Origin of the sequence: Micromonospora sp. NPDC047620 (assembly GCF_043205005.1) — a bacterium.
Classification (GTDB): Bacteria; Actinomycetota; Actinomycetes; order Mycobacteriales; family Micromonosporaceae; genus Micromonospora.
The window spans coordinates 49,295-74,313 of the sequence record NZ_JBIDDG010000011.1 but is presented as its reverse complement, the minus strand read 5'-3'; the positions used below and the strand labels follow the sequence as shown (position 1 = coordinate 74,313).

At 74.4% G+C, this 25,019-nt stretch carries 23 protein-coding genes; 2 read left to right on the top strand and 21 right to left on the bottom strand.

Annotated features, from left to right (window positions below; genetic code table 11):
• Nucleotides 1-9: 9 nt before the first annotated feature.
• The 7 genes from ACGF5C_RS15465 to pyrR form a co-directional block, all read right to left on the bottom strand.
• Complete coding sequence (locus ACGF5C_RS15465) at nucleotides 10-1,284, bottom strand: adenosylmethionine--8-amino-7-oxononanoate transaminase (protein ID WP_393301847.1); 1,275 nt, start codon at nucleotides 1,282-1,284, stop codon at nucleotides 10-12.
• Nucleotides 1,285-1,405: 121 nt separating this feature from the next.
• Nucleotides 1,406-2,437 carry a quinone-dependent dihydroorotate dehydrogenase gene (locus ACGF5C_RS15460; RefSeq protein WP_393301844.1) on the bottom strand — a complete coding sequence of 344 codons (1,032 nt, stop codon included), beginning with the start codon at nucleotides 2,435-2,437 and terminating at the stop codon, nucleotides 1,406-1,408.
• A 94-nt stretch (nucleotides 2,438-2,531) separates the two neighbouring features.
• Nucleotides 2,532-5,966: a carbamoyl-phosphate synthase large subunit gene (gene carB, locus ACGF5C_RS15455; RefSeq protein WP_393301841.1), complete on the bottom strand. Its 3,435-nt coding sequence runs from the start codon at nucleotides 5,964-5,966 to the stop codon at nucleotides 2,532-2,534.
• Nucleotides 5,959-7,125, bottom strand: coding sequence for a glutamine-hydrolyzing carbamoyl-phosphate synthase small subunit (gene carA, locus ACGF5C_RS15450; RefSeq protein ID WP_357701402.1), 1,167 nt, complete (start codon nucleotides 7,123-7,125; stop codon nucleotides 5,959-5,961). Before carA ends, carB begins: the two co-directional genes overlap by 8 nt.
• Complete coding sequence (locus ACGF5C_RS15445) at nucleotides 7,122-8,399, bottom strand: dihydroorotase (protein ID WP_363705921.1); 1,278 nt, start codon at nucleotides 8,397-8,399, stop codon at nucleotides 7,122-7,124. The genes carA and ACGF5C_RS15445 overlap by 4 nt, the downstream gene beginning before the upstream one ends.
• The gene (locus ACGF5C_RS15440; protein WP_091095578.1) at nucleotides 8,396-9,322 is read right to left on the bottom strand and encodes an aspartate carbamoyltransferase catalytic subunit; all 927 of its coding nucleotides are present in this window, start codon (nucleotides 9,320-9,322) and stop codon (nucleotides 8,396-8,398) included. Before ACGF5C_RS15440 ends, ACGF5C_RS15445 begins: the two co-directional genes overlap by 4 nt.
• Nucleotides 9,319-9,903, bottom strand: a complete 585-nt coding sequence (gene pyrR / locus ACGF5C_RS15435) for a bifunctional pyr operon transcriptional regulator/uracil phosphoribosyltransferase PyrR (protein WP_393301836.1) — start codon at nucleotides 9,901-9,903, stop codon at nucleotides 9,319-9,321. The genes ACGF5C_RS15440 and pyrR overlap by 4 nt, the downstream gene beginning before the upstream one ends.
• Before the next feature lie 285 nt (nucleotides 9,904-10,188).
• Here pyrR and ACGF5C_RS15430 point away from each other — a divergent pair, with 285 nt between their 5' ends.
• Entirely contained in the window at nucleotides 10,189-10,677 is a 489-nt protein-coding gene (locus ACGF5C_RS15430) for a transcriptional regulator (RefSeq protein WP_091436620.1), read from the top strand.
• A 111-nt stretch (nucleotides 10,678-10,788) separates the two neighbouring features.
• Here ACGF5C_RS15430 and nusB read toward each other — a convergent pair whose 3' ends face one another.
• The 5 genes from nusB to ACGF5C_RS15405 all read right to left on the bottom strand — a co-directional run bounded on the left by nusB (nucleotide 10,789) and on the right by ACGF5C_RS15405 (nucleotide 14,879).
• Nucleotides 10,789-11,199, bottom strand: coding sequence for a transcription antitermination factor NusB (gene nusB / locus ACGF5C_RS15425; protein WP_176737511.1), 411 nt, complete (start codon nucleotides 11,197-11,199; stop codon nucleotides 10,789-10,791).
• A gap of 23 nt (nucleotides 11,200-11,222) precedes the next feature.
• Complete coding sequence (gene efp / locus ACGF5C_RS15420; protein WP_013285503.1) at nucleotides 11,223-11,780, bottom strand: elongation factor P; 558 nt, start codon at nucleotides 11,778-11,780, stop codon at nucleotides 11,223-11,225.
• Nucleotides 11,781-12,297: 517 nt separating this feature from the next.
• A complete protein-coding gene (gene aroQ, locus ACGF5C_RS15415; protein ID WP_393301832.1) occupies nucleotides 12,298-12,729 on the bottom strand; it encodes a type II 3-dehydroquinate dehydratase in 432 nt (143 codons plus the stop codon).
• Nucleotides 12,726-13,802 (bottom strand): 3-dehydroquinate synthase, encoded by a 1,077-nt coding sequence (gene aroB / locus ACGF5C_RS15410; RefSeq protein ID WP_393301829.1) that lies wholly within the window; start codon nucleotides 13,800-13,802, stop codon nucleotides 12,726-12,728. The genes aroQ and aroB overlap by 4 nt, the downstream gene beginning before the upstream one ends.
• Nucleotides 13,803-13,913: 111 nt before the next feature.
• Nucleotides 13,914-14,879: a helix-turn-helix transcriptional regulator gene (locus ACGF5C_RS15405; RefSeq protein WP_393301826.1), complete on the bottom strand. Its 966-nt coding sequence runs from the start codon at nucleotides 14,877-14,879 to the stop codon at nucleotides 13,914-13,916.
• 81 nt (nucleotides 14,880-14,960) lie between these two features.
• On the opposite strand from ACGF5C_RS15405, the gene ACGF5C_RS15400 reads away from it, so the two are divergent.
• Nucleotides 14,961-15,689, top strand: a complete 729-nt coding sequence (locus ACGF5C_RS15400) for an alpha/beta fold hydrolase (RefSeq protein WP_393301823.1) — start codon at nucleotides 14,961-14,963, stop codon at nucleotides 15,687-15,689.
• A 125-nt stretch (nucleotides 15,690-15,814) separates the two neighbouring features.
• On the opposite strand, the gene ACGF5C_RS15395 is transcribed toward ACGF5C_RS15400, so the two are convergent.
• The 9 genes from ACGF5C_RS15395 to ACGF5C_RS15355 all read right to left on the bottom strand — a co-directional run bounded on the left by ACGF5C_RS15395 (nucleotide 15,815) and on the right by ACGF5C_RS15355 (nucleotide 25,017).
• Nucleotides 15,815-16,318: a shikimate kinase gene (locus ACGF5C_RS15395; RefSeq protein WP_393301820.1), complete on the bottom strand. Its 504-nt coding sequence runs from the start codon at nucleotides 16,316-16,318 to the stop codon at nucleotides 15,815-15,817.
• A 46-nt stretch (nucleotides 16,319-16,364) separates the two neighbouring features.
• Nucleotides 16,365-17,543, bottom strand: a complete 1,179-nt coding sequence (aroC, locus tag ACGF5C_RS15390; RefSeq protein WP_393301816.1) for a chorismate synthase — start codon at nucleotides 17,541-17,543, stop codon at nucleotides 16,365-16,367.
• Between the two features lie 183 nt (nucleotides 17,544-17,726).
• A complete protein-coding gene (locus ACGF5C_RS15385) occupies nucleotides 17,727-18,647 on the bottom strand; it encodes a glycosyltransferase family 2 protein (protein WP_393301813.1) in 921 nt (306 codons plus the stop codon).
• Complete coding sequence (locus ACGF5C_RS15380) at nucleotides 18,644-19,258, bottom strand: glycosyltransferase (protein ID WP_393302220.1); 615 nt, start codon at nucleotides 19,256-19,258, stop codon at nucleotides 18,644-18,646. The genes ACGF5C_RS15385 and ACGF5C_RS15380 overlap by 4 nt, the downstream gene beginning before the upstream one ends.
• A 74-nt stretch (nucleotides 19,259-19,332) precedes the next feature.
• Nucleotides 19,333-19,815, bottom strand: coding sequence for a UDP-N-acetylglucosamine--LPS N-acetylglucosamine transferase (locus tag ACGF5C_RS15375; RefSeq protein ID WP_393301810.1), 483 nt, complete (start codon nucleotides 19,813-19,815; stop codon nucleotides 19,333-19,335).
• Nucleotides 19,816-19,887: 72 nt separating this feature from the next.
• Nucleotides 19,888-21,162, bottom strand: coding sequence for a hypothetical protein (locus ACGF5C_RS15370; protein ID WP_393301807.1), 1,275 nt, complete (start codon nucleotides 21,160-21,162; stop codon nucleotides 19,888-19,890).
• The gene (locus ACGF5C_RS15365) at nucleotides 21,159-22,061 is read right to left on the bottom strand and encodes a sulfotransferase domain-containing protein (protein ID WP_393302216.1); all 903 of its coding nucleotides are present in this window, start codon (nucleotides 22,059-22,061) and stop codon (nucleotides 21,159-21,161) included. Before ACGF5C_RS15365 ends, ACGF5C_RS15370 begins: the two co-directional genes overlap by 4 nt.
• 8 nt (nucleotides 22,062-22,069) lie before the next feature.
• On the bottom strand, nucleotides 22,070-23,668 hold the full coding sequence (locus tag ACGF5C_RS15360; protein ID WP_393301804.1) for a lipopolysaccharide biosynthesis protein: 1,599 nt from the start codon (nucleotides 23,666-23,668) through the stop codon (nucleotides 22,070-22,072).
• Nucleotides 23,665-25,017 carry an O-antigen ligase family protein gene (locus ACGF5C_RS15355; RefSeq protein ID WP_393301801.1) on the bottom strand — a complete coding sequence of 451 codons (1,353 nt, stop codon included), beginning with the start codon at nucleotides 25,015-25,017 and terminating at the stop codon, nucleotides 23,665-23,667. The genes ACGF5C_RS15360 and ACGF5C_RS15355 overlap by 4 nt, the downstream gene beginning before the upstream one ends.
• Nucleotides 25,018-25,019: the final 2 nt, after the last annotated feature.

The window sequence follows — 25,019 nt, the reverse complement described above, 5'->3', positions numbered from 1 at the left end:
ACCGGCGGCTCAGCCGGCCCGCACGGCCGCGGCGACCCCGGCGGCGATCCGGGCCAGGTCGGCGTCGCCGGTGACGTACGGCGGCATGGTGTAGACCAGGTCGCGGAACGGCCGCAGCCAGACGCCCTCGGCGACCGCGGCGGCGGTGGCGGCGGCGAGGTCCACCTCGTGGTCGAGCTGCACCACGCCGATCGCGCCGAGCACCCGCACGTCGCGCACCCCCGGCGCGCCCCGCAACGGCTCCAGGCCGGCCCGCAGGCCCGCCTGCACCCTCGACACCTGTCCCGCCCAGTCCCCGGCCCGCAGCAGGCCCAGGGACGCGTTGGCGACCGCACAGGCCAGCGGGTTGCCCATGAACGTCGGGCCGTGCGCCAGCACCCCGCCGGCGGAGATGCCCCGGGCGAGCTCCGCCGTGCAGAGCGCCGCGGCCAACGTCAGGTACCCGCCGGTGAGCGCCTTGCCCACGCACATCACGTCGGGCACCACCCCGGCGTGCTCGGCGGCGAACATCGCGCCCGTCCGGCCGAAGCCGGTGGCGATCTCGTCGAAGACCAGCAGCACCCCGTGCGCCCGGGTGACCTCGCGCAGCACCCGCAGGTAGTGCGGGTGGTGGAAGCGCATGCCCCCGGCGCCCTGGACGACCGGCTCCACGATGACCGCCGCCAGTTCGTGGGCGTGCCGCTCGACCGCCTCGACCAGGGCCGCCTCGTAGGCGGCGTCGGGCGGGGTGTCGAAGCCGCCCGGCGGGACGGGGGCGAAGACCTGCCGGGGCAGCACGTCACCCCAGAGGTGGTGCATCCCGCCCTCGGGGTCGCAGACGCTCATCGGGTGGAACGTGTCGCCGTGGTAGCCGCCCCGCCAGGTGCCCAGCCGGCGGCGTTCCGGCCGGCCGGTGGCGCGTTGGTACTGCAGGCACATCTTGACGGCGACCTCGACGGCGACCGAGCCGGAGTCGGCCAGGAAGACGTGCTCCAGCCCGTCCGGGGCCAGCTCGACGAGGGTGGCCGCCAGGCGGACCGCGGGCTCGTGGGTGAGCCCCCCGAACATCACGTGGCTCATCCGCCCGAGCTGGTCGGTGACCGCCGCGTCGAGCGCGGGGTGCCGGTAGCCGTGGATCGCCGCCCACCACGACGACATCCCGTCGACCAGCTCCCGGCCGTCGGCCAGCCGCAGACGTACGCCCTGTGCGCCCTCCACCACGTAGGGCGGGCTGGCCGGCGGCAGGGCCGCGTACGGGTGCCAGACGTGCCGGCGGTCGGCCGCCAGGATCTCCTCGGGTGTCACGCGCGCTCCTTCGTCATCGCCCCCGCCGTCATCGCCCCCGCGATCTTGCACTCGTGGCCCCCGTTTCGTCCGGCATGAGGCATTGGCCGGGGCGGAAAGTGCAAGATCACGGGTACTGCGGTTACCGGGCCGGTACCGGGGCGGCGGCCGTGGCACGGGCGACCGCCCGGGGCAGGGCCGGGCCGCGGTAGATGAAGCCCGTGTAGAGCTGGACCAGGGCGGCGCCCGCGTCGAACATCCGGGCGGCGTCGTCGGGGTCGAGGATGCCGCCGACGCCGACGACCGGCAGCCGCCCGCCGGTCTCCCGGTGCACGAACGACACCACCTCGCGGGCCCGGTCGGCCAGCGGCCGGCCAGACAGGCCGCCTGCCTGCGCGCCGCGCTCCCGGTCGGCCGGGGCGAGGCCGTCGCGCGCCAGTGTCGTGTTGGTGGCGATCACTCCCGCCGCGCCCCGGGCCAGGCAGACCTCCAACAGTTCGGCGATCGCCGGCTCGGTGAGGTCGGGGGCGATCTTCACCAGCACCGGCTTCTCCCCCACCAGCGCGGCGAGCAGGGCGTCCAGGTGCGCCCGGTCCTGCAACGCGCGCAGGCCCGGGGTGTTCGGCGAGGAGACGTTGACCGCGAAGTAGTCGCCGTGCCCGCGCAGCGCCCGGTACGAGGCGAGGTAGTCCTCCACGGCCCCGTCCAGCGGGGTCACCTTGGACTTGCCGAGCGAGATGCCCAGCGGCACCCGGAGCGGGCGGGGCAGCGCCGCCAGCCGGGCCGCGAGGGCCTCGGCACCGGCGTTGTTGAAGCCCATCCGGTTGACCACGGCCTCGCTGTCGGGCAGCCGGAACAGCCGGGGCCGGGGGTTGCCCGGCTGCGGGTGCGCGGTGACCGTGCCGACCTCGACGAAGCCGAAGCCGAGCGCCGGCCAGGCCGGCAGCGCCGCGCCGTCCTTGTCCATGCCGGCGGCGAGCCCCACCGGATTGGGGAACTCGACGCCGAACACCGTGCGCGGCGCCCGGACGGCGTACCGGGCGCGCAGGGCGGCCAGCGCCGCCGGCCGGCGGGACAGTCCCGCCAGCCGACGCAGCGTCCACTCGTGCGCCACCTCCGCGTCCCCCGCCCCGATCCGGAACAGCCCCGGCCGCACCACCCGCTCGAAGATCACGCCCGACCTCCCGGCCCCCGTTGATCATGAGGTTGTTGCCCGTCGCACCGGCGTGTCACGACAACAACCTCATGATCAACCGGCTGGGGGCGGGTCACTCGGCGGCCCGCAGGGCGGCGTGCAGCTCCTGGAGGGGGCGGACCTGCATGTCGCCCCGGATACGCGCCTCGATGCCCATCACGGCCGCCGCCGCGCCCGGCACGGTGGTGATGCACGGGATGTCCGCCGTGACGGCGGCGCTGCGGATCTCGTAGCCGTCCGAGCGGGCGCTGGCACCCGAGCCCTGCGGGGTGTTGATGACCAGGGCGACGTCGCCGCCGAGGATCAGCGACACCGCGTCCTCGCCCGCGCCGGACTCGTAGTGCTTGCGGATCTGCTCGCAGGCGATGCCGTGCCGGCGCAGCACCTCGGCGGTGCCGGTGGTGGCGACGATCTCGAAGCCCAGGTCGGCCAGGCGCTTCACCGGGAAGATCATGCCGCGCTTGTCCCGGTTGGCGACCGAGACGAAGATCTTCCCGGCGGTCGGCAGCGAGCCGTACGCGGCCGACTGCGACTTGGCGAAGGCGTTCCCGAAGGCCGTGTCGATGCCCATCACCTCGCCGGTCGACTTCATCTCCGGCCCGAGCAGCGAATCCATGCCCTTGCCCGTCGGGGTGCGGAACCGCTTGAACGGCAGCACCGCCTCCTTGACCGCGATCGGGGCGCCGGCCGGCAGCGAGCCGCCGTCCCCGGTGGCCGGGAGCAGCCCCTCGGCCCGCAGCTCGGCGATGGTGGCGCCGAGCGCGATCCGGGCCGCCGCCTTCGCCAGCGGCACCGCCGTGGCCTTGGAGACGAACGGGACCGTCCGGGACGCGCGGGGGTTCGCCTCCAGCACGTAGAGCACGTCGTCCTTCAGCGCGTACTGCACGTTGAGCAGGCCGCGCACGCCGATGCCCCGGGCGATCGCCTCCGTGTAGCGGCGGACCTGCGCGACGTGCGAGCCGGCCAGGGTGATCGGCGGCAGCGAGCAGGACGAGTCGCCGGAGTGGATGCCGGCCTCCTCGATGTGCTCCATCACCCCGCCGAGGTAGACCTCGCCGTCGGCGTCGCAGAGCGCGTCCACGTCGATCTCGATGGCGTCGTCGAGGAACCGGTCCACGAGCACCGGGTGGTCCGGGGAGATGTCGGTGGCCCGCCCGATGTAGTCGCGCAGCGTCGCGTCGTCGTAGACGATCTCCATGCCGCGCCCGCCCAGCACGTACGACGGCCGCACCAGCACCGGGTAGCCGATCTCGTCGGCGATCGCCTTCGCCTCGTCGTACGAGGTGGCCATGCCGTGCGCCGGGGCGCGCAGCCCGGCCCGGGCCAGCACCGCCCCGAACGCGCCCCGCTCCTCGGCCAGGTGGATCGACTCCGGGGAGGTGCCGACGACCGGCACGCCCGCGTCCTTGAGCCGCTGCGCCAGGCCCAGCGGGGTCTGCCCGCCGAGCTGCACGATCACCCCGACCACGCCCGGCCCGCCGGCCGCCCTGCCGGAGGAGTCCTCCGCGTGCCAGACCTCGAGCACGTCCTCGAAGGTGAGCGGCTCGAAGTAGAGCCGGTCGGCCGTGTCGTAGTCGGTGGAGACCGTCTCCGGGTTGCAGTTGACCATCACGGTCTCGAACCCGGCGCTGGAAGCGGACCCAGCGGCGCCCGCGGCGCCGGAAGCGGACCCAGCGGCGCCCGCGGCGGACGCAGCGGCGGTGCCGACCGGCGCGCTGCGCAGCGCCTGAACCGCGTGCACGCAGGAGTAGTCGAACTCGATGCCCTGCCCGATCCGGTTCGGCCCGGAGCCGAGGATCAGCACCTTCGGCCGGTCCGAGCCGACGACCTCCGTCTCGGAGTCGTAGGAGGAGTAGTGGTAGGGCGTGGTCGCCTCGAACTCGGCGGCGCAGGTGTCCACGGTCTTGTAGACCGGGCGGACGCCCAGGCGGTGCCGCAGCGTGCGTACGCCGTCCTCGGCGGCCAGCTCCGGGCGCAGCGCGGCCAGCTGCCGGTCCGACAGGCCGGCCCGCTTGGCCAGGCGCAACAGGTCGGCGTCGAGCACCGGCGCGGCGACGATCTCCGCGCGCAGCTCGACCAGGGCGGCGATCTGGTCCAGGAACCACGGGTCGATCCCGCCGGACGCGGCGGCCACCTCGGCGATCGAGGCGCCCAGCCGCAGCGCCCGCTCCACCGTGTAGAGCCGGCCGTCGTGCGGCATCCGCAGCGCGGCGAGGGTGTTCTCCTTCGTCGCGCCGGCCGGGTCGGGCAGCGTCCAGAAGCCGCCCGCCTTCGTCTCCAGCGAGCGCATCGCCTTGTTCAGCGCCTCGCTGAAGTTGCGGCCCAGGCTCATCGCCTCGCCGACGGACTTCATCGTGGTCGTCAGCTCCGGGTCCGCGCCGGGGAACTTCTCGAACGCGAACCGCGGGATCTTCACCACCACGTAGTCCAGGGTCGGCTCGAACGCCGCCGGGGTCTTCAGCGTGATGTCGTTGGGGATCTCGTCCAGGGTGTAGCCGATGGCCAGCTTCGCGGCGATCTTGGCGATCGGGAAGCCGGTCGCCTTGGACGCCAGCGCCGACGACCGGGACACCCGCGGGTTCATCTCGATCACCACGATCCGGCCGTCGGCCGGGTTCACCGCGAACTGGATGTTGCACCCGCCGGTGTCCACGCCGACCTCGCGCAGCACCGCGATGCCCAGGTCGCGCAGGCGCTGGTACTCCCGGTCGGTGAGCGTCATGGCCGGGGCCACGGTGACGCTGTCGCCGGTGTGCACGCCCATCGGGTCGACGTTCTCGATCGAGCAGACGACCACCACGTTGTCGTGCCGGTCGCGCATGAGTTCGAGCTCGTACTCCTTCCAGCCGAGCACGCTCTCCTCGATGAGCACCTCGTGCACCGGGCTCGCGGTGAGCCCGTCACCCGCGATGCGGGCCAACTCCTCCGGGGTGTGCGCCATGCCGGAGCCGAGGCCGCCCATCGTGAACGACGGCCGGATCACCACCGGCAGGCCCAGCTCGGCGACCGTGGCCTCGACCTCGGCCATCGAGTGGCAGACCCGGGACCGGGGCACCAGGCCGGACGGGTCGTCCAGGCCCAGGCGTACGCCGGCCTTGGCGACGATGTCCTTGAACAGCTGGCGGTCCTCGCCCCGGTTGATCGCCTCGATGTTGGCGCCGATCAGCTCGACGCCGTACTTCTCCAGCACGCCCGCCTCGTGCAGGGCGACCGCGGTGTTCAGCGCGGTCTGCCCGCCCAGGGTGGGCAGGATCGCGTCCGGGCGTTCCTTGGCGATGACCAGCTCGACGAACTCCGGGGTGATCGGCTCGACGTAGGTGGCGTCGGCGAACTCCGGGTCCGTCATGATCGTCGCCGGGTTCGAGTTGACCAGGCTGACCCGGATTCCCTCGCTGCGCAGCACCCGGCAGGCCTGGGTGCCGGAGTAGTCGAACTCGCAGGCCTGCCCGATCACGATCGGCCCGGAGCCGATCACCAGGATGTGCTTGAGATCGGTCCGCTTAGGCATGTGTGCGCCCCTCGTTCTGGGTCCGGCCCTCGATCAGCTCGGCGAAGCGGTCGAAGAGGTAGTCCGCGTCGTGCGGACCGGCTGCCGCCTCCGGGTGGTACTGGACGGTGAAGGCGGGCACGTCCTTGGCCCGCAGCCCCTCGACGACGTTGTCATTGAGGCAGACGTGACTGACCTGGACGCCACCGAACTCGGTCTCGATCACCTGATCGGGTACGACCGCGCCCTGCCGCGCGCCCGGGACCTCGACCGCGAAGCCGTGGTTGTGGCTGGTCACCTCGACCTTGCCGGTGACCCGGTCGAGCACCGGCTGGTTGATCCCCCGGTGGCCGTAGCCCAGCTTGTACGTGCCGAAGCCGAGCGCCCGGCCGAGGATCTGGCTGCCGAAGCAGATGCCGAACAGCGGCACCTTCCGGCGCAGCACCTCGCGGGCCAGCGCCACCGGCGCGTCCGCGGTGGCCGGGTCGCCGGGGCCGGGCGAGAAGAAGACGGCGTCCGCGCCGGTGGCGAGCAGGTCGTCGATGGTGGACGTGGCGGGCAGCACGTGGGTGGTGACGCCGCGCGCGGCCAGCCGGCGCGGCACGTTGCGCTTGATGCCCAGGTCCAGCGCGGCCACCGTGAACCGGTGCTCGCCCTCGGCCGCCACCACGTACGGCTTCGCGGTGGTCACCTCGGCGGAGAGGTCCGCGCCGACCATCTCCGGGGCCTGCCGCACCCGGGCCAGCAGGGCCCGCGGGTCGGTCTCGACGCTGGAGATGCCGACCCGCATCGCGCCGCGCTCGCGCAGGTGCCGGGTCAGCGCCCGGGTGTCCACGCCGCTGATGCCGACCACGCCCTCGGCGGCCAGCCGGTCCTCCAGCCCGCCGGTGGCCCGCCAGTTCGAGCCGATCCGGGCCGGGTCGCGGACCACGTAGCCGGCGACCCAGATCCGGCCGGACTCGTCGTCCTCGCCGTTGACGCCGGTGTTGCCGATGTGCGGGGCGGTCTGCACGACCACCTGCCGGTGGTAGGAGGGGTCGGTCAGGGTCTCCTGGTAGCCGGTCATGCCGGTGTTGAAGACCGCCTCGCCGAAGGTCTCCCCGACGCTGCCGTACGCCTCGCCGTGGAACGTGCGCCCGTCCTCCAACACGAGGATCGCGGGCCTGCGCTTGGTGCTCACTTGACAGCCTTTCCGTCCAGGACCGTCGGCTCGCCGCGCAGGAAGGTCGCCACGATGCGACCCGGCAGCGTCATGCGGGCGTACGGGGTGTTGCGGCTGCGACTGGCCAGCTCCGCCGGCTCGATGGTGCGGCGGGCGGCCGGGTCGACCAGGGTCAGGTTGGCGGGCACGCCGGGCGCCGGGTCGAGGCCGTGCCCCTCCAGGCCGGCGATCCGGGCCGGGGTGCGCGACATCCGCTCGGCGATCAGGTCCCACTCGGGGCCGAGCACGTCGAGGGCGATGGACAGCGCCGTCTCCAGGCCGAGCATGCCCGGCCGGGCGTACGCCCACTCGCACTCCTTGTCCTCCACGGCGTGCGGGGCGTGGTCGGTGGCGACGATGTCGATCACGCCCTCGACCAGGGCGGCCCGCAGCGCGGCGATGTCGGTCGCGGTGCGCAGCGGCGGGTTGACCTTGTAGACCGGGTCGTAGGTCTCCGCCCGCTCGTCGGTGAGCAGCAGGTGGTGCGGGGTCACCTCGGCGGTGACCCGGATGCCCCGGGCCTTGGCCTGGCGCAGCACCTCGACGCTGCCGGCGGTGGAGACGTGGCAGACGTGCAGTCGGCTGCCGACGTGCTCGGCGAGCAGCACGTCCCGGGCGATGATCGCCTCCTCGGCGACCGCCGGCCAGCCGGTCAGGCCGAGCCGCGTCGACACCTCGCCCTCGTGCATCTGCGCGCCCTCGGTGAGCCGGGGCTCCTCGGCGTGCTGGGCGATGATCCCGTCGAACGCCTTGACGTACTCCAGGGCGCGGCGCATCAGCTTCGGGTCGGCGACGCAGTGCCCGTCGTCGGAGAAGATCCGCACCCGGGCCGCCGAGTCGGCCATCGCGCCCAGCTCGGCGAGCTGCTCGCCGGCCAGACCGACGGTGACCGCGCCGATGGGCTGCACGTCGACCAGCCCGGCCTCCCGGCCGAGCCGCCAGACCTGCTCGACCACGCCCGCGGTGTCGGCGACGGGCGAGGTGTTGGCCATCGCGCAGACCGCGGTGTAGCCGCCGAGCGCCGCCGCCCGGGACCCGGACTCGACGGTCTCGGCGTCCTCCCGGCCGGGCTCGCGCAGGTGGGTGTGCAGGTCGACCAGGCCGGGCAGGGCGACCAGCCCGGTGCCGTCGACGACGGTGGCGTCCGGCGCGTCCAGCCCGGCGCCGACGGCCGCGACGACGCCGTCGCGGATCAGCAGGTCGGTCGGCGCGGCGCCGACGACGCTCACGTTGGAGATGAGGTACGAGCTCACCGGTTGTTCCCCCCGAGCAGCAGGTAGAGGACGGCCATCCGGACGGAGACGCCGTTGGCGACCTGTTCAACGATGGTGGAGCGGGGCGAGTCGGCGACCTCGGGCGTGATCTCCATGCCCCGGTTCATCGGGCCGGGGTGCATGACGATCGCGTGCTCGGGCAGCCGGCGCATCCGCGGGCCGTCCAGGCCGTAGCGGCGGGCGTACTCGCGGGCGGACGGGAAGTAGGAGTCGTTCATCCGCTCCCGCTGCACCCGCAGCATCATCACCACGTCCGACTGCGGCAGCACCGCGTCGAGGTCGTAGGAGACGTCGGTGCCGGGCGCGAGCGCCTGCGCGATGTGGACGGGGATCAGCGTCGGCGGCCCGACCAGGGTCACCTTGGCGCCGAGGGTGGACAGCAGCAGCACGTTGGAGCGGGCCACCCGGCTGTGCAGCACGTCCCCGACCACCGCGACCGACAGGCCGGCCAGCCGCCCGAGCCGGGAGCGCATCGTGTACGCGTCGAGCAGCGCCTGGGTGGGGTGCTCGTGGGTGCCGTCGCCGGCGTTGACCACCGAGCCGTCGACCCAGTCGGCGAGCCGGTGCGGGGCGCCGGAGGCGGGGTGCCGGACGACCACCGCGTCGGCGCCCATCGCCTGGAGGGTCAGCGCGGTGTCCTTCAGGCTCTCGCCCTTGGCCACGCTGGAGCCCTTGGCCGAGAAGTTGATCACGTCGGCGCTGAGCCGCTTCGCCGCCGCCTCGAACGAGATCCGGGTCCGGGTGGAGTCCTCGTAGAAGAGGTTCACCACGGTGCGACCCCGCAGGGCGGGCAGCTTCTTGACCTCCCGGCCGGCGACGGTGGCCATCTCGGCGGCGGTGTCCAGGATCTGGGTGGCCGTGGCGGCGTCGAGGTCGGCGCCGGAGAGCAGGTGCCTGATCATGAGGGGGTCCCCCCGTACAGCTTGACCTCGTCGGCGCCGTCGGTCTCCGCGAGGGTGACCTTCACGCTCTCCGCGAGGGAGGTCGGGATGTTCTTGCCGACGTAGTCGGCGCGGATCGGCAGCTCGCGGTGCCCGCGGTCGACCAGGACGGCGAGCTGGACGGACGCCGGGCGCCCCACGTCGTTGAGCGCGTCGAGCGCCGCCCGCACCGTACGGCCGGAGAAGAGCACGTCGTCGACGAGGATGACCCGCTTGCCGTCGATGCCGCCGGGCGGCACCTGGGTCGGCCCGACCGCGCGGGTGGCGTGCCGGCGCAGGTCGTCGCGGTAGAGGGTGATGTCGAGCACGCCGACCGGGATGGTCACGTCCTCGAAGGTGCTGATCCGGGCGGCGAGCCGCCTCGCGAGCGGGGCACCCCGGGTGGGGATGCCGAGCAGGACGGTGTTCTCGGCGCCCTGGGTCTTCTCCAGGATCTGGTGGGCGATGCGGTCGACCACGCGCTGGACGTCGGCGCTGGCGAGGATCACCTTCACCGAGGGTTGTCGCGGCGGCGACGACTGGGCAGCCGGTGGGTAGGCCACGGCGGACCTCCTTCCCCGCCTCACGGGACGGGTCGTTAAAGGACGTCGGATGCCGGCACCGAACCGCGAGCGGCCCGGACCGGGGCTTCACGCCACGTTACCAGTGGTCACCGCGCCAACCGCCGCCGGCCACTGACCCTCTAATCAGCCGACGAAACGGGACAACTCTCCCGACGGTCCCCAACGGTAGGGTCACGACCACTTGACCACGTGTCGCAACCCCCGTACCGTCACGCTCCGTAGCGAACCGCTGGGAGAACCCCGAGCAGCACTGGGAGTGTCCGAATGCCCTCTGAATACGCCAAGTCTCTGGGCGCCCGCCTGCGCTCCATCCGCCAGCAGCAGGGCCTGTCCCTGCAGGGCGTGGAGGAGAAGTCGAACGGGCGGTGGAAGGCGGTGGTGGTCGGTTCGTACGAGCGCGGCGACCGCGCCGTCACGGTGTCGCGCCTGGCCGAGCTGGCCGACTTCTACCGCGTTCCCGTCTCGGAGCTGCTGCCCGACGGCAGCGGGGTGCGCCACGAGCCCACCAGCAAGATCGTCCTGGACCTGGAGCGGCTGTACGACGAGGCCTCCGAGGAGCTGGCCTACGTCGCCCGCTACGCGCGCGCCATCCAGCAGCAGCGCGGTGACTACAACGGGCGCGTGCTCTCGATCCGCGCCGACGACCTGCGCGCGCTCGCGATCGTCTACGACGCCTCGCCGTCCGGCCTGATCGAGCGGCTCACCGAGCACGGTGTGCTGGTCGCCGACCCGCGGGCGTTCTTCGCCTCCTGAGCCCGACCACGAGAAGGGCCCGTGCCGGACGGCACGGGCCCTTCTGTCGTACGTGTCACACGGCCGCCGGCGGCGGGGGCGCCGCGAATGCCGGGAATGCTGCGGGCCGCCTCAACGGGTGGCGTACTCGGCGATCCGGCCGAGGATCCCGTTGAGGAAGCGCGGGGAGTCGTCGGTCGACATCTGCCGGGCCAGCTCGACGGCCTCGCTGATCGCCACCGCGTCGTCGATCTCGTCGACGTAGAGCAGCTCGTAGACCGCGATGCGGGCCAGGTTGCGGTCGACCACGGGCATCCGGTCGAGCGTCCAGCCCTCGGCGTAGCTGGCGATCACCTCGTCGATCCGGTCGAGGTGCGCGGCCACCCCCTCGACCAGGCTCACCGCGTATCCCAGGTGCTCGGGCCGGGGCTTCTCGATCCGCTCGATGTAGCCGGCGAGCACCTCGACCGGCGGGCGGTCCCGCAGGTCGGCCTCGAAGAGCACGTCCAGCGCCCGCTTGCGCGCCTTGCGGCGCGCCGGCATCTGCTGCTTGGGACCCTCGGCCATCAGGCGCGGCCGAGGTAACGGCCGTCGCGGGTGTCGACCTTGATCTTCTCGCCGGTGGTGATGAAGAGCGGGACCTGCACGGTCGCGCCGGTCTCGACGGTGGCCGGCTTGTTGCCGCCGGTCGACCGGTCGCCCTGCAGACCCGGCTCGGTGTAGGTGACCTCCAGCACGACGCTGGTCGGCAGCTCGATGTAGAGCGGGACGCTCTCGTGGGTGGCGACGGTCGCCTCGGCCTCGGGCAGCAGGTAGTTCGCCGCCTCGCCGACGGTGCCGCCGGGGACGGTGATCTGGTCGAACGTCTCCAGATCCATGAAGACGTAGTCCTCGCCGTCGGCGTACAGATACTGCATCGTGCGCTTGTCCACGGTCGCGGTCTCGACCTTGGTGCCCGCGTTGAAGGTCTTGTCGACCACCTTGCCGGACAGCACGTTCTTCAGCGTGGTACGCACGAACGCACCACCCTTACCGGGCTTGACGTGCTGGAACTCGACGACGGCCCAGAGCTCTCCGTCGAGGTTGAGTACCAGGCCGTTCTTCAGGTCGTTGGTGGTGGCCATTTCCTGCCTTGATCATCAATTGGCGGACAGACCTGGCAAGTCTACTAGTTGCGCCGCGCGCCGCTGCCCGCCGCTGCCCGCCGTCTACGCGCCGTCTACGCGCCGCTGCCCGCCGTTTACCGGCGCCCGCCGCGTCTGCCCCTGCCCCGCCCGCACCACCGACCGTCTCCACCGCTCCACACCCGTGACCCTCCGCACATGGCGCTCGCCCCTCGGACACCCACCTCGCGCGCCCTTTGCTCTGCACCCACGGACGCACCGCTCACCCTGTGTGACACTCGTCGCACAGCGGCCTCTTACGGCTGGCCGAAGACTCCCAGCTCAGGCCGCCGGTGCGCATGTGGGTGCAGAGCAAAGCGTCCGCGAGGCGCCCCACGGACGCGAAGAAAGCAGTGACGCGGGGTGACGAGTGTCTAGCGTCACTCAGCGCGACGAGTAAACCCGGGAGCCCGGCTCCGGTGAACCCGGGAGTCCGGCTCCGGCCGGCGGATCTCTCGCCTGTTCGGCGGTCGCGCCGTCAGCGGTTTCGGTGGGCGAGGTGGTGCAGGGCCAGGCGGTAGCCGTCGACGCCGAGCCCGCAGATCACCCCGGTCGCGACCGCCGAGACCACGGAACGGTGCCGGAACTCCTCCCGGGCGTGGATGTTGGAGATGTGCACCTCGACCAGCGGCCCGCGCAGCATCGCGCAGGCGTCCCGGACCGCGTACGAGTAGTGCGACCAGGCCGCCGGGTTGAGCACCACCGCGGCGCCCTCGTCGGCGGCGGCGTGCAGCCAGCCCAGCAGCTCGTGCTCGGCATCGGTCTGCCGGACGGTCACGTCCAGGCCGAGCTCGCGCCCGGTCGCCTCACAGAGCGCTACGAGGTCTGCGTAGCTGGTCGCGCCGTAGACGTCCGGCTGGCGGGTGCCGAGCCGGCCGAGGTTGGGACCGTTGAGCACGTAGACCCTCACGCCGCGACCTCGCGGTAGGCCGCCTCCAGCAGGTCGTCCGCCGGGCCCTCCAGGATGGCGGGGCGGGCCAGCCCGTCCAGCACCACGAAGCGCAGTTGGCTGCCCCGGGCCTTCTTGTCCACCCGCATCGTGCCCAGCAGCCGGGGCCAGGCGTCGGCCGGGTAGCTGGTGGGCAGGCCCAACGCCGCCATCGCCGTGCGGTGCCGCTCCGCCGTGGCGGCGTCCAGGCGGCCGGCGAGCCGCGCCAGCTCACCGGCGTAGACCATGCCGACGGCCACCGCGTGCCCGTGCCGCCAGCGGTAGCCCTCCTCCTTCTCGATGGCGTGGGCGAGGGTGTGACCGTAGTTGAGTACCTCCCGCACCCCCGACTCGCGCAGGTCGCCGGAGACCACGTCGGCCTTGACCCGGATCGCCCGCTCGATCAGCTCCCGCGTCACGGGGCCGGTCGGGTCGGTGGCCGCCGCCGGGTCCCGTTCCACCAGGTCGAGGATCACCGGGTCGGCGATGAACCCGCACTTGACCACCTCGGCGAGGCCGGCGGCGAGGTCGGCCGGGGGCAGGCTGTCCAGGGTCGCCAGGTCGGCGAGGACCCCGACCGGCGGGTGGAACGCGCCGACCAGGTTCTTCCCGGCCGAGGTGTTGATCCCGGTCTTGCCGCCCACCGCGGCGTCGACCATGCCCAGCAGTGAGGTCGCCACCGGCACCCAGCGCACGCCGCGCAGCCAGGACGCCGCCACGAAGCCGGCCAGGTCGGTGACGGCGCCGCCGCCCACCCCGACCACCGCGTCGGTGCGGGTGAACCCGGCCTCGCCCAGCTTGTCCCAGCAGGCCGCGGCGACGTGGATGTGCTTGCCCGCCTCGGCGTCCGGCACCTCGATCGGCAGCGGCGCGACGCCGGCCGCGCGCAGCCGGTCGCCGATCGCGTCGGCCAACTCCTTGAGCGGGGGCGCGTGCAGCACCGCCACCCGGGTCGCGCCCGGCAGCAGGCCGGGCAGCGCGTCGAGCAGGTCGCGTCCCACCAGCACGTCGTACGGGCGCTCGCCGCCGACGGGGATCCGGGTCATTTCGTCCATCGCCGGCAGCCTAGTCCAGCCGTCCGGTCGCGGACCGGGACTGTCCACGTGGTGGCCACCCGGCCCGCCGAAACCGCCGGCGCCGAGGCGACCGTGCCGCCGGCGGCCGGGTCAACCCGGCGTCCGTCCGGCCCAACCGGCGAGCCGGCGGGCGTGCTCGGTCACCGCGGTACGCAGGGCGTCCGGGCTCAGCACGGTGAACGGCCAGCCCAGCCCTGCGAGCAGTTGGGCCATCCCGTCGAGGTTCTCCGCGCGGGCGCGCAACAGCACCCCGTCGGTGCTTTCCGTCAGCTCGGCCACGCTCGGCGGGACCCGTCGTCGGGCCGTCGCCAGGTCGGTCTCGAGCAGCACCTCGACGTCGTGGGCGTAGGGAACGCCGGCCAGCGAGCGGGTCACCTGGGCCACCGGGTCGAAGCCGTCGGGCACGACGAAGGTCTCGGTCCCCGTCTCCACCTCGCCGATGCGGTCCAGGCGGAACGTGCGCACCTCCCCGCGCAGGTGGTCGTGCCCCGTCACGTACCACCGGCCGGCGTGGAAGACCAGGCCGTACGGGTCGAGCTGCCGCCGGGAGGCTGCGCCGGACCAGGATCGGTAGTCCAGCCGCACCCGGCGCCGGTGCCGGGCGGCCGCGCCGAGGGTGAGCAACGTCCCGGTCGCCGGGCGGGCCTCCGCCGTGGGGTGCCGCAGCGTGAAGCCGAGGTGCTCCTGCACGGCGGCGAGCCGGTCGCCCAGCGCGGACGGGAGCACCCGGCGGATCTTGGCCAGCGCGGTGGCGGTCGCCGGTTCCTCGGTGCCCAGCCCGAGCCGCTCGGCGGCGACCAGCCCGAGCAGCACGGCCACCGCCTCGTCGTCGGTGAGCATCAGCGGCGGCAGCTTGTAGCCGGGGCGCAGCCGGTAGCCGCCGTGGCGACCCCGCTCGGCGGCCACCGGGATGCCCAGCTCGGCCAGCGTCGCGGCGTAGCGCCGCACGGTGCGCTCGTCCACCGACAGCCGGCGGGCCAGCTCGGCCCCGGTGAGCCGGTGGTGGCTCTGGAGCAGCTCGAGCATGCCGAGCACCCTGGCGGCGGGATGTGACACGGACCACTCCTTCAATTAGGGCGGAAAGCGTCCGGATTTGATCGTACGGTGTCCCGGAGCGACGACAGAGGGAGAAGGCAGATGGCGACGTTCGTACTGGTTCCGGGCTTCTGGCTGGGTGGTTGGGCGTGGCGGGAGGTGACCGCGGCGCTGCGCGAGCAGGGCCACGAGGTGTACCCGGTGACGCTGACCGGGTTGGCCGAGCGCGCCCACCTGGCCGGCCCCGAGGTGGGCCTGGAGACGCACACCACCGACGTCGTCCGGCTGATCGAGGTGGAGGACCTGCACGACGTGGTGCTGGTGGGCCATTCGGGTGGCGGGCTGCCGGTGACCCAGGCGGCGGAGCGCGTCCCGGACCGGATCGCCCGGGTGGTCTACGTGGAGAGCGGGCCGATGCCGGACGGCATGTCGCAGTTCGACACCAACCCGCCGGAGGAGCAGGAGCGGCTGCGCGCCCGGATCGGCGACGGCCACCTGCTGCCCCCGCCCGCGTGGGACCCGGCCGAGGACCCGGAGAACCTGGCCGGCCTGGACGCCGCCGCGCTCGCGCTGCTGCGGCGGCGCGCCACCCCCCATCCGCTGCGCGCCGCCACCGACCCGGTGCGCCGCACCGGCGGGCGCGCGGTGCCGACCGCGCTGGTGGCCAGCACCTTCCCGCTGGAGGTGGTGGAGGGCATGATCGCGCAGGGGCACCCGTTCTTCGCGGGGCTGGCCGGTGGCCAGTTGCACGCGCTGCCCACCGGGCACTGGCCGATGCTCAGCGAGCCGAAGGGCCTGGCCGACGTGCTCGACCGGATCGCCGGGAGCTGACCCAGCCTGAGCGGCCACACCGTGACGGTGGCACCCGGGCGGACGGCGCACCCCCGTGCGGCGGCGGTCCCGCCCGCCGGATCCGGTCGCGGCGCACGCGCGGCGTGCGTCGCACCGGTCGTCGCTCAGTGTTTCAGCAGCGCCGCGACCTCGGCGGCGATCTCCGCCGGGGCCCGCCCGTCGGTGACCACAGTCGCGGTGGCCACCTCGGCGTAGAGCGGGCGGCGCTGGTCCAGCAGATGCTTCAGCGTCGCCCTCGGGTTGATCGCCAGCAGCGGCCGGCCCGCCCCCAGCCCGACCCGCTTGACGGCGTCGGGCAGCTCCACGGACAGGTGCACCACGGGATGCCCGACCAGGGCGGCGCGGTTCTCCTCCGCGAGGACCGCGCCGCCGCCGAGGGCCAGCACCCCCTCGCAGGAGGCCAGCGCCGCCGCCACCGCCGCCCGTTCGAGGGCGCGGAAGTGGGCCTCCCCCTCGTCGATGAAGATCTCCGGGATCGGCTTGCCGGCAAGCCGCGCGATGTCCACGTCCGTGTCGCGGAACTCGACCCCGAGCAGCTCCGCGAGCGCCTGCCCGACGGTGGTCTTGCCGGAGCCCGGCGCCCCGACCAGCACGCAGACCGGCGCCATCAGCGGCACCGCCCGGCGCCACCGCGCCCGGCCGACCCGCCCGCGCTCACCGGATCACCAGCGCGTCGAGGTAGCCGGCCAGGTTGCGGCGGATCTCGGCGACGGAGTCGCCGCCGAACTTCTCGGTGGCCGCCTCGGCCAGCACCAGCGCCACCATCGCCTCGGCGACGACCGCGGCGGCGGGCACCGCGCAGACGTCCGAGCGCTGGTTGATGGCGGTGGCCGGCTCGCCGGTGGTGACGTCCACCGTCGCCAGGGCCCGGTTCAGCGACGAGATCGGCTTCATCGCGGCCTTCACCCGCAGCGGCTCGCCGGTGGTGATGCCGCCCTCCAGCCCGCCGGCCCGGTCGGTGACCCGGCGTACGCCGGTGGCGGTGGGCATGATCTCGTCGTGCGCCTCGGAGCCGCGGGAGCGCGCCTGCTGCCAGCCGTCCCCGATCTCGACGCCCTTGATCGCCTGGATGGACATCAGCGCGGTGGCGAGCCGGGCGTCGAGCTTGCGGTCCCACTGCACGTGGCTGCCCAGGCCCGGCGGCACCCCGTACGCCAGCACCTCGACCACGCCGCCCAGGGTGTCGGCGGCCTTCTTCGCGGCGTCGACCTCCGCGACCATCCGGGCGCTGGCCTCGGGGTCGAGGCAACGCAGCGGGTCGGCGTCGATGCGGGCGGCGTCCTCGGGCGTCGGGCGCAGCCCGGGCTTGACGGCGACCGGGCCCAGCTCGACCACGTGGGAGACGATCTCGATGCCGAGCGCCTGCCGGACCAGCGCCTTGGCGACCGTGCCGACGGCGACCCGGGCGGCGGTCTCCCGGGCGCTGGCCCGCTCCAGGATCGGCCGGGCGTCGGTGTGGCCATACTTCTGCATGCCGGCCAGGTCGGCGTGGCCCGGCCGGGGGCGGGTGAGCGGCGCGTTGCGGGCCTGACTGGCCAGCTCCGCCGGGTCGACCGGATCGGCGGCCATCACGGTGCGCCACTTGGGCCACTCGGAGTTGCCGACCCGGATCGCGACCGGGCTGCCGAGGGTCACCCCGTGCCGGAGCCCGCCGATGATCTCGACCTCGTCCTGCTCGAACGACATCCGGGCGCCCCGGCCGTAGCCGAGCCGGCGCCGGGCCAGCTCACCGGCGATGTCCCCGGTGGTCACCTCGACGCCGGCGGGCACACCCTCCAGCAACGCGACGAGGGCGGGACCGTGCGATTCCCCTGCAGTCAACCAGCGCAACACAGCGGTCAGTCTGTCACGCCCGGTGGCCGTCGCCGTACGGTGCCCGCCGCGTCCCGCCCTGCGGACGCCGCCGTCCGACGAGCGGCCGGCACCCGAAGCCGGGACAGGGCGCTCGGGCGGGGACACCGACCCGGAACCCTGGATGACCCGGGCCGCGGGTTCCGGCGTCGCCGGCCCGCCGGCTCAGATGCCCCGGCCGCGCTTGTGCAGGGTGCGCAGCACCGCGTCGGCGCGGACCACCCGCCCGGCCACGGCGAGGGCCAGGTACGCCCGCGGCTCGCGCGGGTTGCGCCGGATGGTGTGCCGGGCCCACCGCATCGCGCCCCGCCGGTCGCCGGAGGCGGCCCGGGCGAAGGCGATCTGCCCGGCGACCCGCGCCTCGCCGGCCGGCTGGGTGCCGAACTCCGGGTAGCGCTCCAGCAGCCACTGCAACGCCTCGGAGATGGTGTCCCAGCGCTGCGCGAAGTAGGACCGCTTGTGCCAGCGCACCAGCACGTACGGCGTGCGCAGGTTGACCAGCGGCGCGCTGCGGGCGGCCCGGAGCAGGAACTCGTAGTCCTCCGCGTAGCTGCCCGGGATCTCCTCGTCGACCAGCCCGAACCCGTTCCGCAGCGCGGCGGCGCGGATCAGGAAGGTGGACGGGTGCAGCTCGGTCATCCGGTCGCGCAGCAGGTCGGCCAGGGTGACCGAGTCCTTCGGCAGCGCCCGGTCGACGGTGTGGCCGTCGTAGCTGACCCGGATGCCGCAGCTGGCGAACTCCGCGTCAGGGGCGGCGGCGAGCGCCTCGACCTGGGCCCGCAGCTTGCCGGGCAGCCACTCGTCGTCGTCGTCGCAGAACGCGACCAGCTCCCCGGTGGCCGCCAGGATGCCCGAGTTGCGGGCGCCGGCCAGGCCGGGGGTGCGCTCGTTGCGGATCACCCGCACCAGGCGGTCCGGGCGGGACAGCTCGGCCAGCGAGCAATCGGGCTCGGACCGGTCGTACACGACCACCACCTCGACCGGGCCGGGGTGGTCCTGGTCGAGGACGGCCCGCACCGCGGCCCGGAGCAGCTCGGGCCGGTCCCGGGTCGGCACCACCACGCTGACGCTCGGGTGTCCGGTCATCGTCGTTCTCCGTTCCGGTCCGGCCGTGCCCACGGCCGCCACCTCGCCCGCTGCCGTCGTCCGGTCGACGCGGCCACCAGTTCCTCCACGATCCGCCCCACCTGCTCCACCGCGGCGCGGCGCGCCTCGGATGCGGCCGGGTCGGCCGCGACGGCGAACCGGGACGGGTCCGCCAGCCCCGCGGTGAGCGCCGCGACCAGCGCCTCCCGGGTCTCGGCCAGCGCCACCATGCCGGCCGCGCCCAGGCGGCGGGCGAAGAGCTGCTGGTGGTCGTCGACGTGCTCGCCCCGCGTCGGGTCCCGGGGCACCACGATCGGCAGGTGACCGTGCCGGCGGGCCTCCAGGATGGTGGCCGGCCCGCCGTGGCAGACCACCAGGTCGGCCTCGGCCATGGCGGTCTGGAGCTCGTCGTGGCCGAGGAACGGCACCGCCCCGGGCACGCCGGGCGCCCGGGTGTGTCCGTGCTGGACGGTCAGGCCGACGTCCTCGGCGACGCCGGGATGCCACTCCTCCAGCCAGCCGACCAGCCGGCCGAACGGGTGCTTGTCGGTGCCGACGGCGACCAGCAGCCGGGCGCGGGCGACGTCGTCGGGGTCGCGGGGTCGAGGCACCCGGCCCGCCTGCGGCGGCCGGGGACATCCGGGGGCGACCCGGTGCGCGGGCGTGGTTCCGGTGCTCTCGGCGGTCACAGCAGGGTCCCCACGACGGTGGCCTCCGGGTACTGGCGGCGCTGCTCGTCCCACTGCACGAGCATCGCGGACAGGAACGGGCGGCAGAGTCGGGCGGTCAGGGTCGGGGTGTCGATCCGGTCGTACACCTCGATGTAGACGGTCGGGATGCGGCGCAGCCGGGCCAGCACCACGAACGGCACGGCGACCCCGGCGCCGGTGGTCACCACGGCGGCGACCCGGCGCGACCGCAGCACCCGCCAGGCGAGGACGGCGTTGCGCAGCAGGTTCGGCACGTTGCGGGTGGTCGGGTGGTGCGCCGGGACCAGGTCCTCACCGGCGAGCAGCGAGACCGCCTCGGGCGTGTCGAAGGTGACCCAGCAGCGGCGCCAGCGTTCGTACCACGGGCGCAGTGCGAGCAGTTGGGCCAGGTGGCCGCCGCTGGAGCCCACCAGGAGCAGGACTCCGGGATCGTCGGCGTCCTCGATTGTCGTTTCCACGCGACTCCCCACAACGTTCGCTTGGAGTTTCGGTCGGCGCCACGCGCCAGCAGATCACAGGCCTGCCGCCAGTCAAATAGGACGACCGGGCGACAGTCGTTTCTCGACGGCGTCCAGCAGGGCGGGATGCAGCGCGGCGTTCCAGCCCGCGCCGGCGTCGGCGAGCCGCCACGTGCGCAGCCACATCTCCAGCAGGTAGCCGTCGGCCACCAGCCGGCGCGCCGCCGGCCCGAGCCCCAGCCCGCCGCCGTGGTGGTCGAGGTGGGCGTCGACGGCCCGCACCGCCGTCGCCGCCGGCTCACCCCGCAGCACCAGGGCGCGCTGGAACGCGTCGTGCGCCAGGTCGAACCCCAGCGGCACGTCCGGCCCGCTGTGCTCCCAGTCCCAGGCGACCAGGCGGCCGGCGTGCACGCCCAGGTTCCAGGGCACCCAGTCGCCGTGCCAGTGCCCGAACTCGACGGCCGTGTCCCCGTGCCGGCGGGCCAGCGCGGCCACGGCGGCGACCGCCCGGGGCCCGTCGGGCGTGCCGGCGGCGGCCCGCTGTGCCTCGGCGGCGAGCCGGGCCAGGAAGGCCGACCCGGCCAACGGGCGCGGCGAGGCTGGCGGGCGGCCCCGGCGGGCCACCGCGAGCAGCGCCGCCAGCCGCGGCGGGTCGCCGGCCGGCACCCCCCGCACCTCGGGCGGCAGCGGCTCGACCAGCGCGATGACCTGCCCGGCGGCGGTCACCTCGGCCAGCAGCCGGGGCGCCGCCGGGTGGTCGGGCGTCCCGGCCACCGCCGGCAGCTCGCGCAGGGCCGCCGCCTCGGCGGTCACCAACGCCCGGGTGGCGCCGTTCCAGCCGATCTTGGCGTAGCCGAGGGGCCGGCCGGCCGGGTCGAACAGTTGCAGGGTGGGCTTGTGGTTCGGGTCCGGCGGGCGGACCCCGCAGGCCGCGTAGACCGACGGGCCACCGAGCGCGCCGGCCAGCCGCCCCGCCAGCAGCACCTCGCCGGCGGCGAGCCCGTCGGGCAGCGACACGGTGAGCCGCGGGAACGGGGCCAGGTCGACCGCGCCGACCCGGGCGAGCCCGCCGAGCGCGGCCCGCACCGCCCGCACCTTCGGCGGGCGCAACGCGTTGTACGCCAGCAGCGAGGCGGCCGTGGCCCGGGGCGCGCCGAGCGGCAGCAGGAACCGGGCCCGGACGACCGACGGGACGACCGCGTACCGGGCGACGGCGCGATGGCCGGGCGGCGGGGGGCCGCCCACGGTCAGGGCGAGCCGCTCGTCGCCGAACACCGCCCGGGTGACCCAGCCCAGCCCGTCCGTCCGGGACCGGGGATCGGCCGGCGCGGCGACCCGCGCCGTCACGCGGCCCGGTCCGCCCAGTCGAGGTCCAGTCCCAGCCGCTGCCGCAACGCGTCGTTGTACGGGCGGTAGTACTCGGTCAGCTCGGCGCGCACCACCGGCTCGAGGGGCGCCGAGCGGCGGTCGTTGTAGACCTTGAAGTCGGGCAGGTCGTGCGGGGGCAGGCCGAGGAAGTCCAGCGTCCGGCGGTAGGTGGACCGGGCGTCGCGGTAGAGGTCCTCGCTGGGCAGCAAGAGGATCTGCTCCCGGTCGAACCGTTCCAGCCACGGCTCCAGGTGCTCCAGGTAGCGGCCCCGGGCGCGGTAGGTGTACCAGTCGTACGGCTCGCTGAAGTACTCCGGCTCCGCGATCAGCCGCTCCCGCTCCCCCGCCGTGCGCTCCTCCTCGGCGGCGAGCGCGGCGGCGAAGTCGAGCGGCTCGATGCCGTGCGTCCGCCGCTCCTTCCAGTGCGAGTACGCCCGCTCCACCGGGTCGCGCAGCAGCACGATCAGCCGCACCGACGGCATCAGCGCGGCGACCCGCTGGGCGGCGAGGGGGTGGAACATGTACAGCGGTGCCGCCTCGCCGACCCGGACCGGCCCGCCGTACCGCCTCGCCAGCGCCTCCCGCTGCCGCTGCGTCGGGAAGTGCGACCGGTACCAGGCCTCGCCGCGCCGCCAGTGCTCCTCGAAGTAGTGCGCGGACTTCGTGTTCCACGCCGGGAAGAGCCGGGGCACCAGCGGATGCTGGATGAGGTAGTTCCACAGCGACGTCGTGCCGCCCCGTTTGGTGCCGATGATGAGGAAGTCCGGCAGGGGCCGCCGGTCGCTGGTGCGCACCCCGTAGTCGACGAGGGACTCCTTCACCCGGTTCGTCACCTGGGTGGGGACGAGCTGCTTCACCCGGTCACGGATGGACGGCACGACGGACCTCACCTGCCCTTCGACTCCTCCGGGGCGGGCCCGGCGGCGGCCGGGGCCGCCTCCCGCCGCCCACGGATCTGCACCATGGTCGCCCGGATGCCGCCTCGCACCCGGGGCAACGTCAGCAAGCCGACGCAGCCGGCGGCCAGCACGCCCACCGCCACCGCCAGCCCGCCGATCCCCCGCCCGCCGGCCAGCACCCCGACCGTCGCCGCGAGCCCGACCCCGGCGACGGTGGCCGCCCCGGCCCGCAGCATCGCCGCGTCGACCAGCGGCTGGCCGACCACGACCCGGGCGCAGCATGCCGCGGTGAGGTTCTCGGTGGCGATGCCGAGCGCCCAGGCCAGGGCGGCGCCGGTCGCGCCGTGCGCCGGGATCAGCCACAGGCCGAGGGAGACGGTGACCACCAGCCCGGCCAGCGTGGCGGCCAGGTGCAGGCCGCTGCGGCCGCCCATGAGCAGCAGGCTCTGCACGTTGCCGACCCCGGTGTTGACCAGCATGGCCAGCGCGAGCACGGTCATCGCGGGGGCGCCGGCGGTGAACTCCGGCCCGAAGAGCTGGAGGAACGCCAGGCCGAAGACGGCGAGCAGCAGGTAGACCGGCCAGGACAGCACCAGCCCCCAGGTGGTCAACTGCCGGTGCACGGCGGCCGCCGCACCCCGCTCCCCCCGCCCGAGCAGCCGGGACAGCTGCGGCGACACCGCCACCCGCAGCCCCTGCATGGCCAGTTGGCCGGCGAGGATGTAACGCCCCACGGCGCCGAACACGCCGGCGTCGGCCGGGCCGGCCAGCACCGAGGTGAGCAGCACGCCCACCCACATGTTGCCGGCGTCGATCGCCGCGGAGGCGGCCCGGGGCAGGGCGAAGCGCCAGAAGGCCGACCAGTCGGCGCGCTGCGGCCGCAGCGCCGCGCCCCGGCCGACGCCGAGCGGGCCCGCGACCAGCGTCAGGCAGGCCAGCAGGGCGAGCGCCGCCGGGACCAGCCAGCCGGTCATGCCGGCGAGCAGGCCGCCGCCGGCGAGCACCGCCGCGCCGACCAGCACCGGCCGCGCCACCGGCAGCAGGAAGAACTGCACCCCGACGTACGCCCGGATGGAGCGGACGCAGCGCAACGCGGCAAGCAGCAGCGTCATCGCCACCACCACCGGCACCGCGGCGAAACTGACCGCCAGCAGGGCCGCCCCGTCGGCGTCGGATCCGTCGAGCAGGCGCGGGGCGAGCGCGTCCGCGGCGAGCACCCCCGCCACGGCGACGAGGACCGCGGCCAGCAGCGGCGGCAACAGCGCCACCGGCAGCACCCGGGCGGCGTCGCCGTCGGCGCCGGAGCGGCGTCGGGGCAGCGCCCACATCAGCCCGGTCTCGGCGCCGAGGGTGCAGACGGCGGTGGCGACGGTGACCACGCCGATCGCGGCGAAGAACGCGCCGGAGCCGACCGTGCCGTAGCCGCGGGTGATGACGACCGCGAGCAGGAAGCCGAAGAGGCCGCTGGTGGCCGCGCCGACCAGCCCGGCGGCCCCGCTGCGGGCGCTGCGCCGGGTCTCCGTGTCGTCGGCCGGCGGGCCGGCGGCGGCGACGGCGCCGGCCGGCGGGCGGGTGGCGGCGGTCATGCCGGCACCGCCTCCGGGCCGACCGGGCGGAGGTGATACGGCCGGACCGACGCCTCCCGCTCGGTGAGCACCATCGCGAAGGCGACGGCGAAGAAGGCGACCGCGAGGTTCTGGTTGGCCATGCCGTAGAACGGGATCTGCACCAGGCAGATCACCGGCACCACGGACAGCCACTGCCCGGCGGCCGAGGTGGCGCGGGCACAGATCAACGCGGCGACGACGAACCAGGCGAGGAAGCACAGCAGCGCGGGGACGCCGTGGCTGAACAGCACCATCCACAGCTGCCCCTGGGTGCCGATGGGCGCCTGGGCCGTGACGGTGTCCACGTTGACCGGCGCGCCGTAGCCGAGCCACGGCGACTCCTTCACCCGGCGGATCACCTCGACGTAGAGCGAGAGCCGGTCGGTGTTCGTGTCGCTGGACTCGACGCGGTTGCCGATCAGCTCGGCGATCGGGATGAACAGGGTGGCGACGCCGCCGATGACCACCACGCCGACGATCGACGCGGCCACCCGGACGTTGCCGCGCAGGGCGGCCCGGACGCCGAGCACCGCGAGCCCGGCGCCGAGGCTGAGGAACATCGCCCGGTTGAGCGTGAGGAAGGCCGGGACCAGCGACAGCGGCAGCGACGCCAGCAGCGCCCAGCGCAGCGCGCCGCGCCGGCGCAGCATGGTGAAGGCGACCACGCAGGGCAGGGTCATCGCGTACGCGCTGCCGAAGTTGTTCGTGTACGCGAACGGCGCGGCCGGCCGGTAGATCGGGTTCAGTGACCGCTCGCTGTACTCGGCGGTGCTCAGGTGGACCATGTCCCGGATGAACGGGTTGCCGGCCACCCCGCCCGGGAGCAGCACCTCCACCGGGGTGGTCAGCGCGAACCGGGGCGCCAGCACGCCCAGCCAGCCGAGCGCGACCAGCGCGAACCAGAACGCGCAGAGCGGCACGAGCACCGCGACCAGGTCGGCGCGTTCCCGGGCGACCGCGTAGACGTAGACGCCGACCACGAGCGCGGTGACGTAGAAGGCGAGCCGCAGGCCGAAGGTCAGCACCGAGGCCGGCGACTGGAGCTGGGTGGCGCTGACCAGGACGACGGCCAGGAACAGCAGCCAGATCCCGGCGGCCGGGGGCAGCGGCACCCGCCCCCGGATCACCAGCAGCGCGAACAGCAGCGCGCCGAGCAACGGCCAGCCGAGATAGAACGCGCCGGTCAGCCACCAGAGCGGCACCAGGCCGAACATCGCCGCCAGCGGCCACAGCGGCAGCCGGGGCGGGGCCGGCGGCTGCGTTGGCGGGGCGGCGCCGTCCGGGCCGCCGGCCGGCTCGCTCGTGGCCGGCGCGCGGGTGACGGGCATGG

Coding starts and splice junctions, on each gene's coding strand:
- ACGF5C_RS15400 (WP_393301823.1), top strand. CDS start 14,961: ATGGCGACGTTCGTACTGGTTCCGGGCTTCTGGCTGGGTGGTTGGGCG.
- ACGF5C_RS15395 (WP_393301820.1), bottom strand. CDS start 16,318: ATGGCGCCGGTCTGCGTGCTGGTCGGGGCGCCGGGCTCCGGCAAGACC.
- ACGF5C_RS15355 (WP_393301801.1), bottom strand. CDS start 25,017: ATGCCCGTCACCCGCGCGCCGGCCACGAGCGAGCCGGCCGGCGGCCCG.
- aroB (WP_393301829.1), bottom strand. CDS start 13,802: ATGGACGAAATGACCCGGATCCCCGTCGGCGGCGAGCGCCCGTACGAC.
- ACGF5C_RS15385 (WP_393301813.1), bottom strand. CDS start 18,647: ATGACCGGACACCCGAGCGTCAGCGTGGTGGTGCCGACCCGGGACCGG.
- ACGF5C_RS15440 (WP_091095578.1), bottom strand. CDS start 9,322: ATGATCAGGCACCTGCTCTCCGGCGCCGACCTCGACGCCGCCACGGCC.
- ACGF5C_RS15430 (WP_091436620.1), top strand. CDS start 10,189: ATGCCCTCTGAATACGCCAAGTCTCTGGGCGCCCGCCTGCGCTCCATC.
- carB (WP_393301841.1), bottom strand. CDS start 5,966: ATGCCTAAGCGGACCGATCTCAAGCACATCCTGGTGATCGGCTCCGGG.
- nusB (WP_176737511.1), bottom strand. CDS start 11,199: ATGCCGGCGCGCCGCAAGGCGCGCAAGCGGGCGCTGGACGTGCTCTTC.
- ACGF5C_RS15360 (WP_393301804.1), bottom strand. CDS start 23,668: ATGACCGCCGCCACCCGCCCGCCGGCCGGCGCCGTCGCCGCCGCCGGC.
- efp (WP_013285503.1), bottom strand. CDS start 11,780: ATGGCCACCACCAACGACCTGAAGAACGGCCTGGTACTCAACCTCGAC.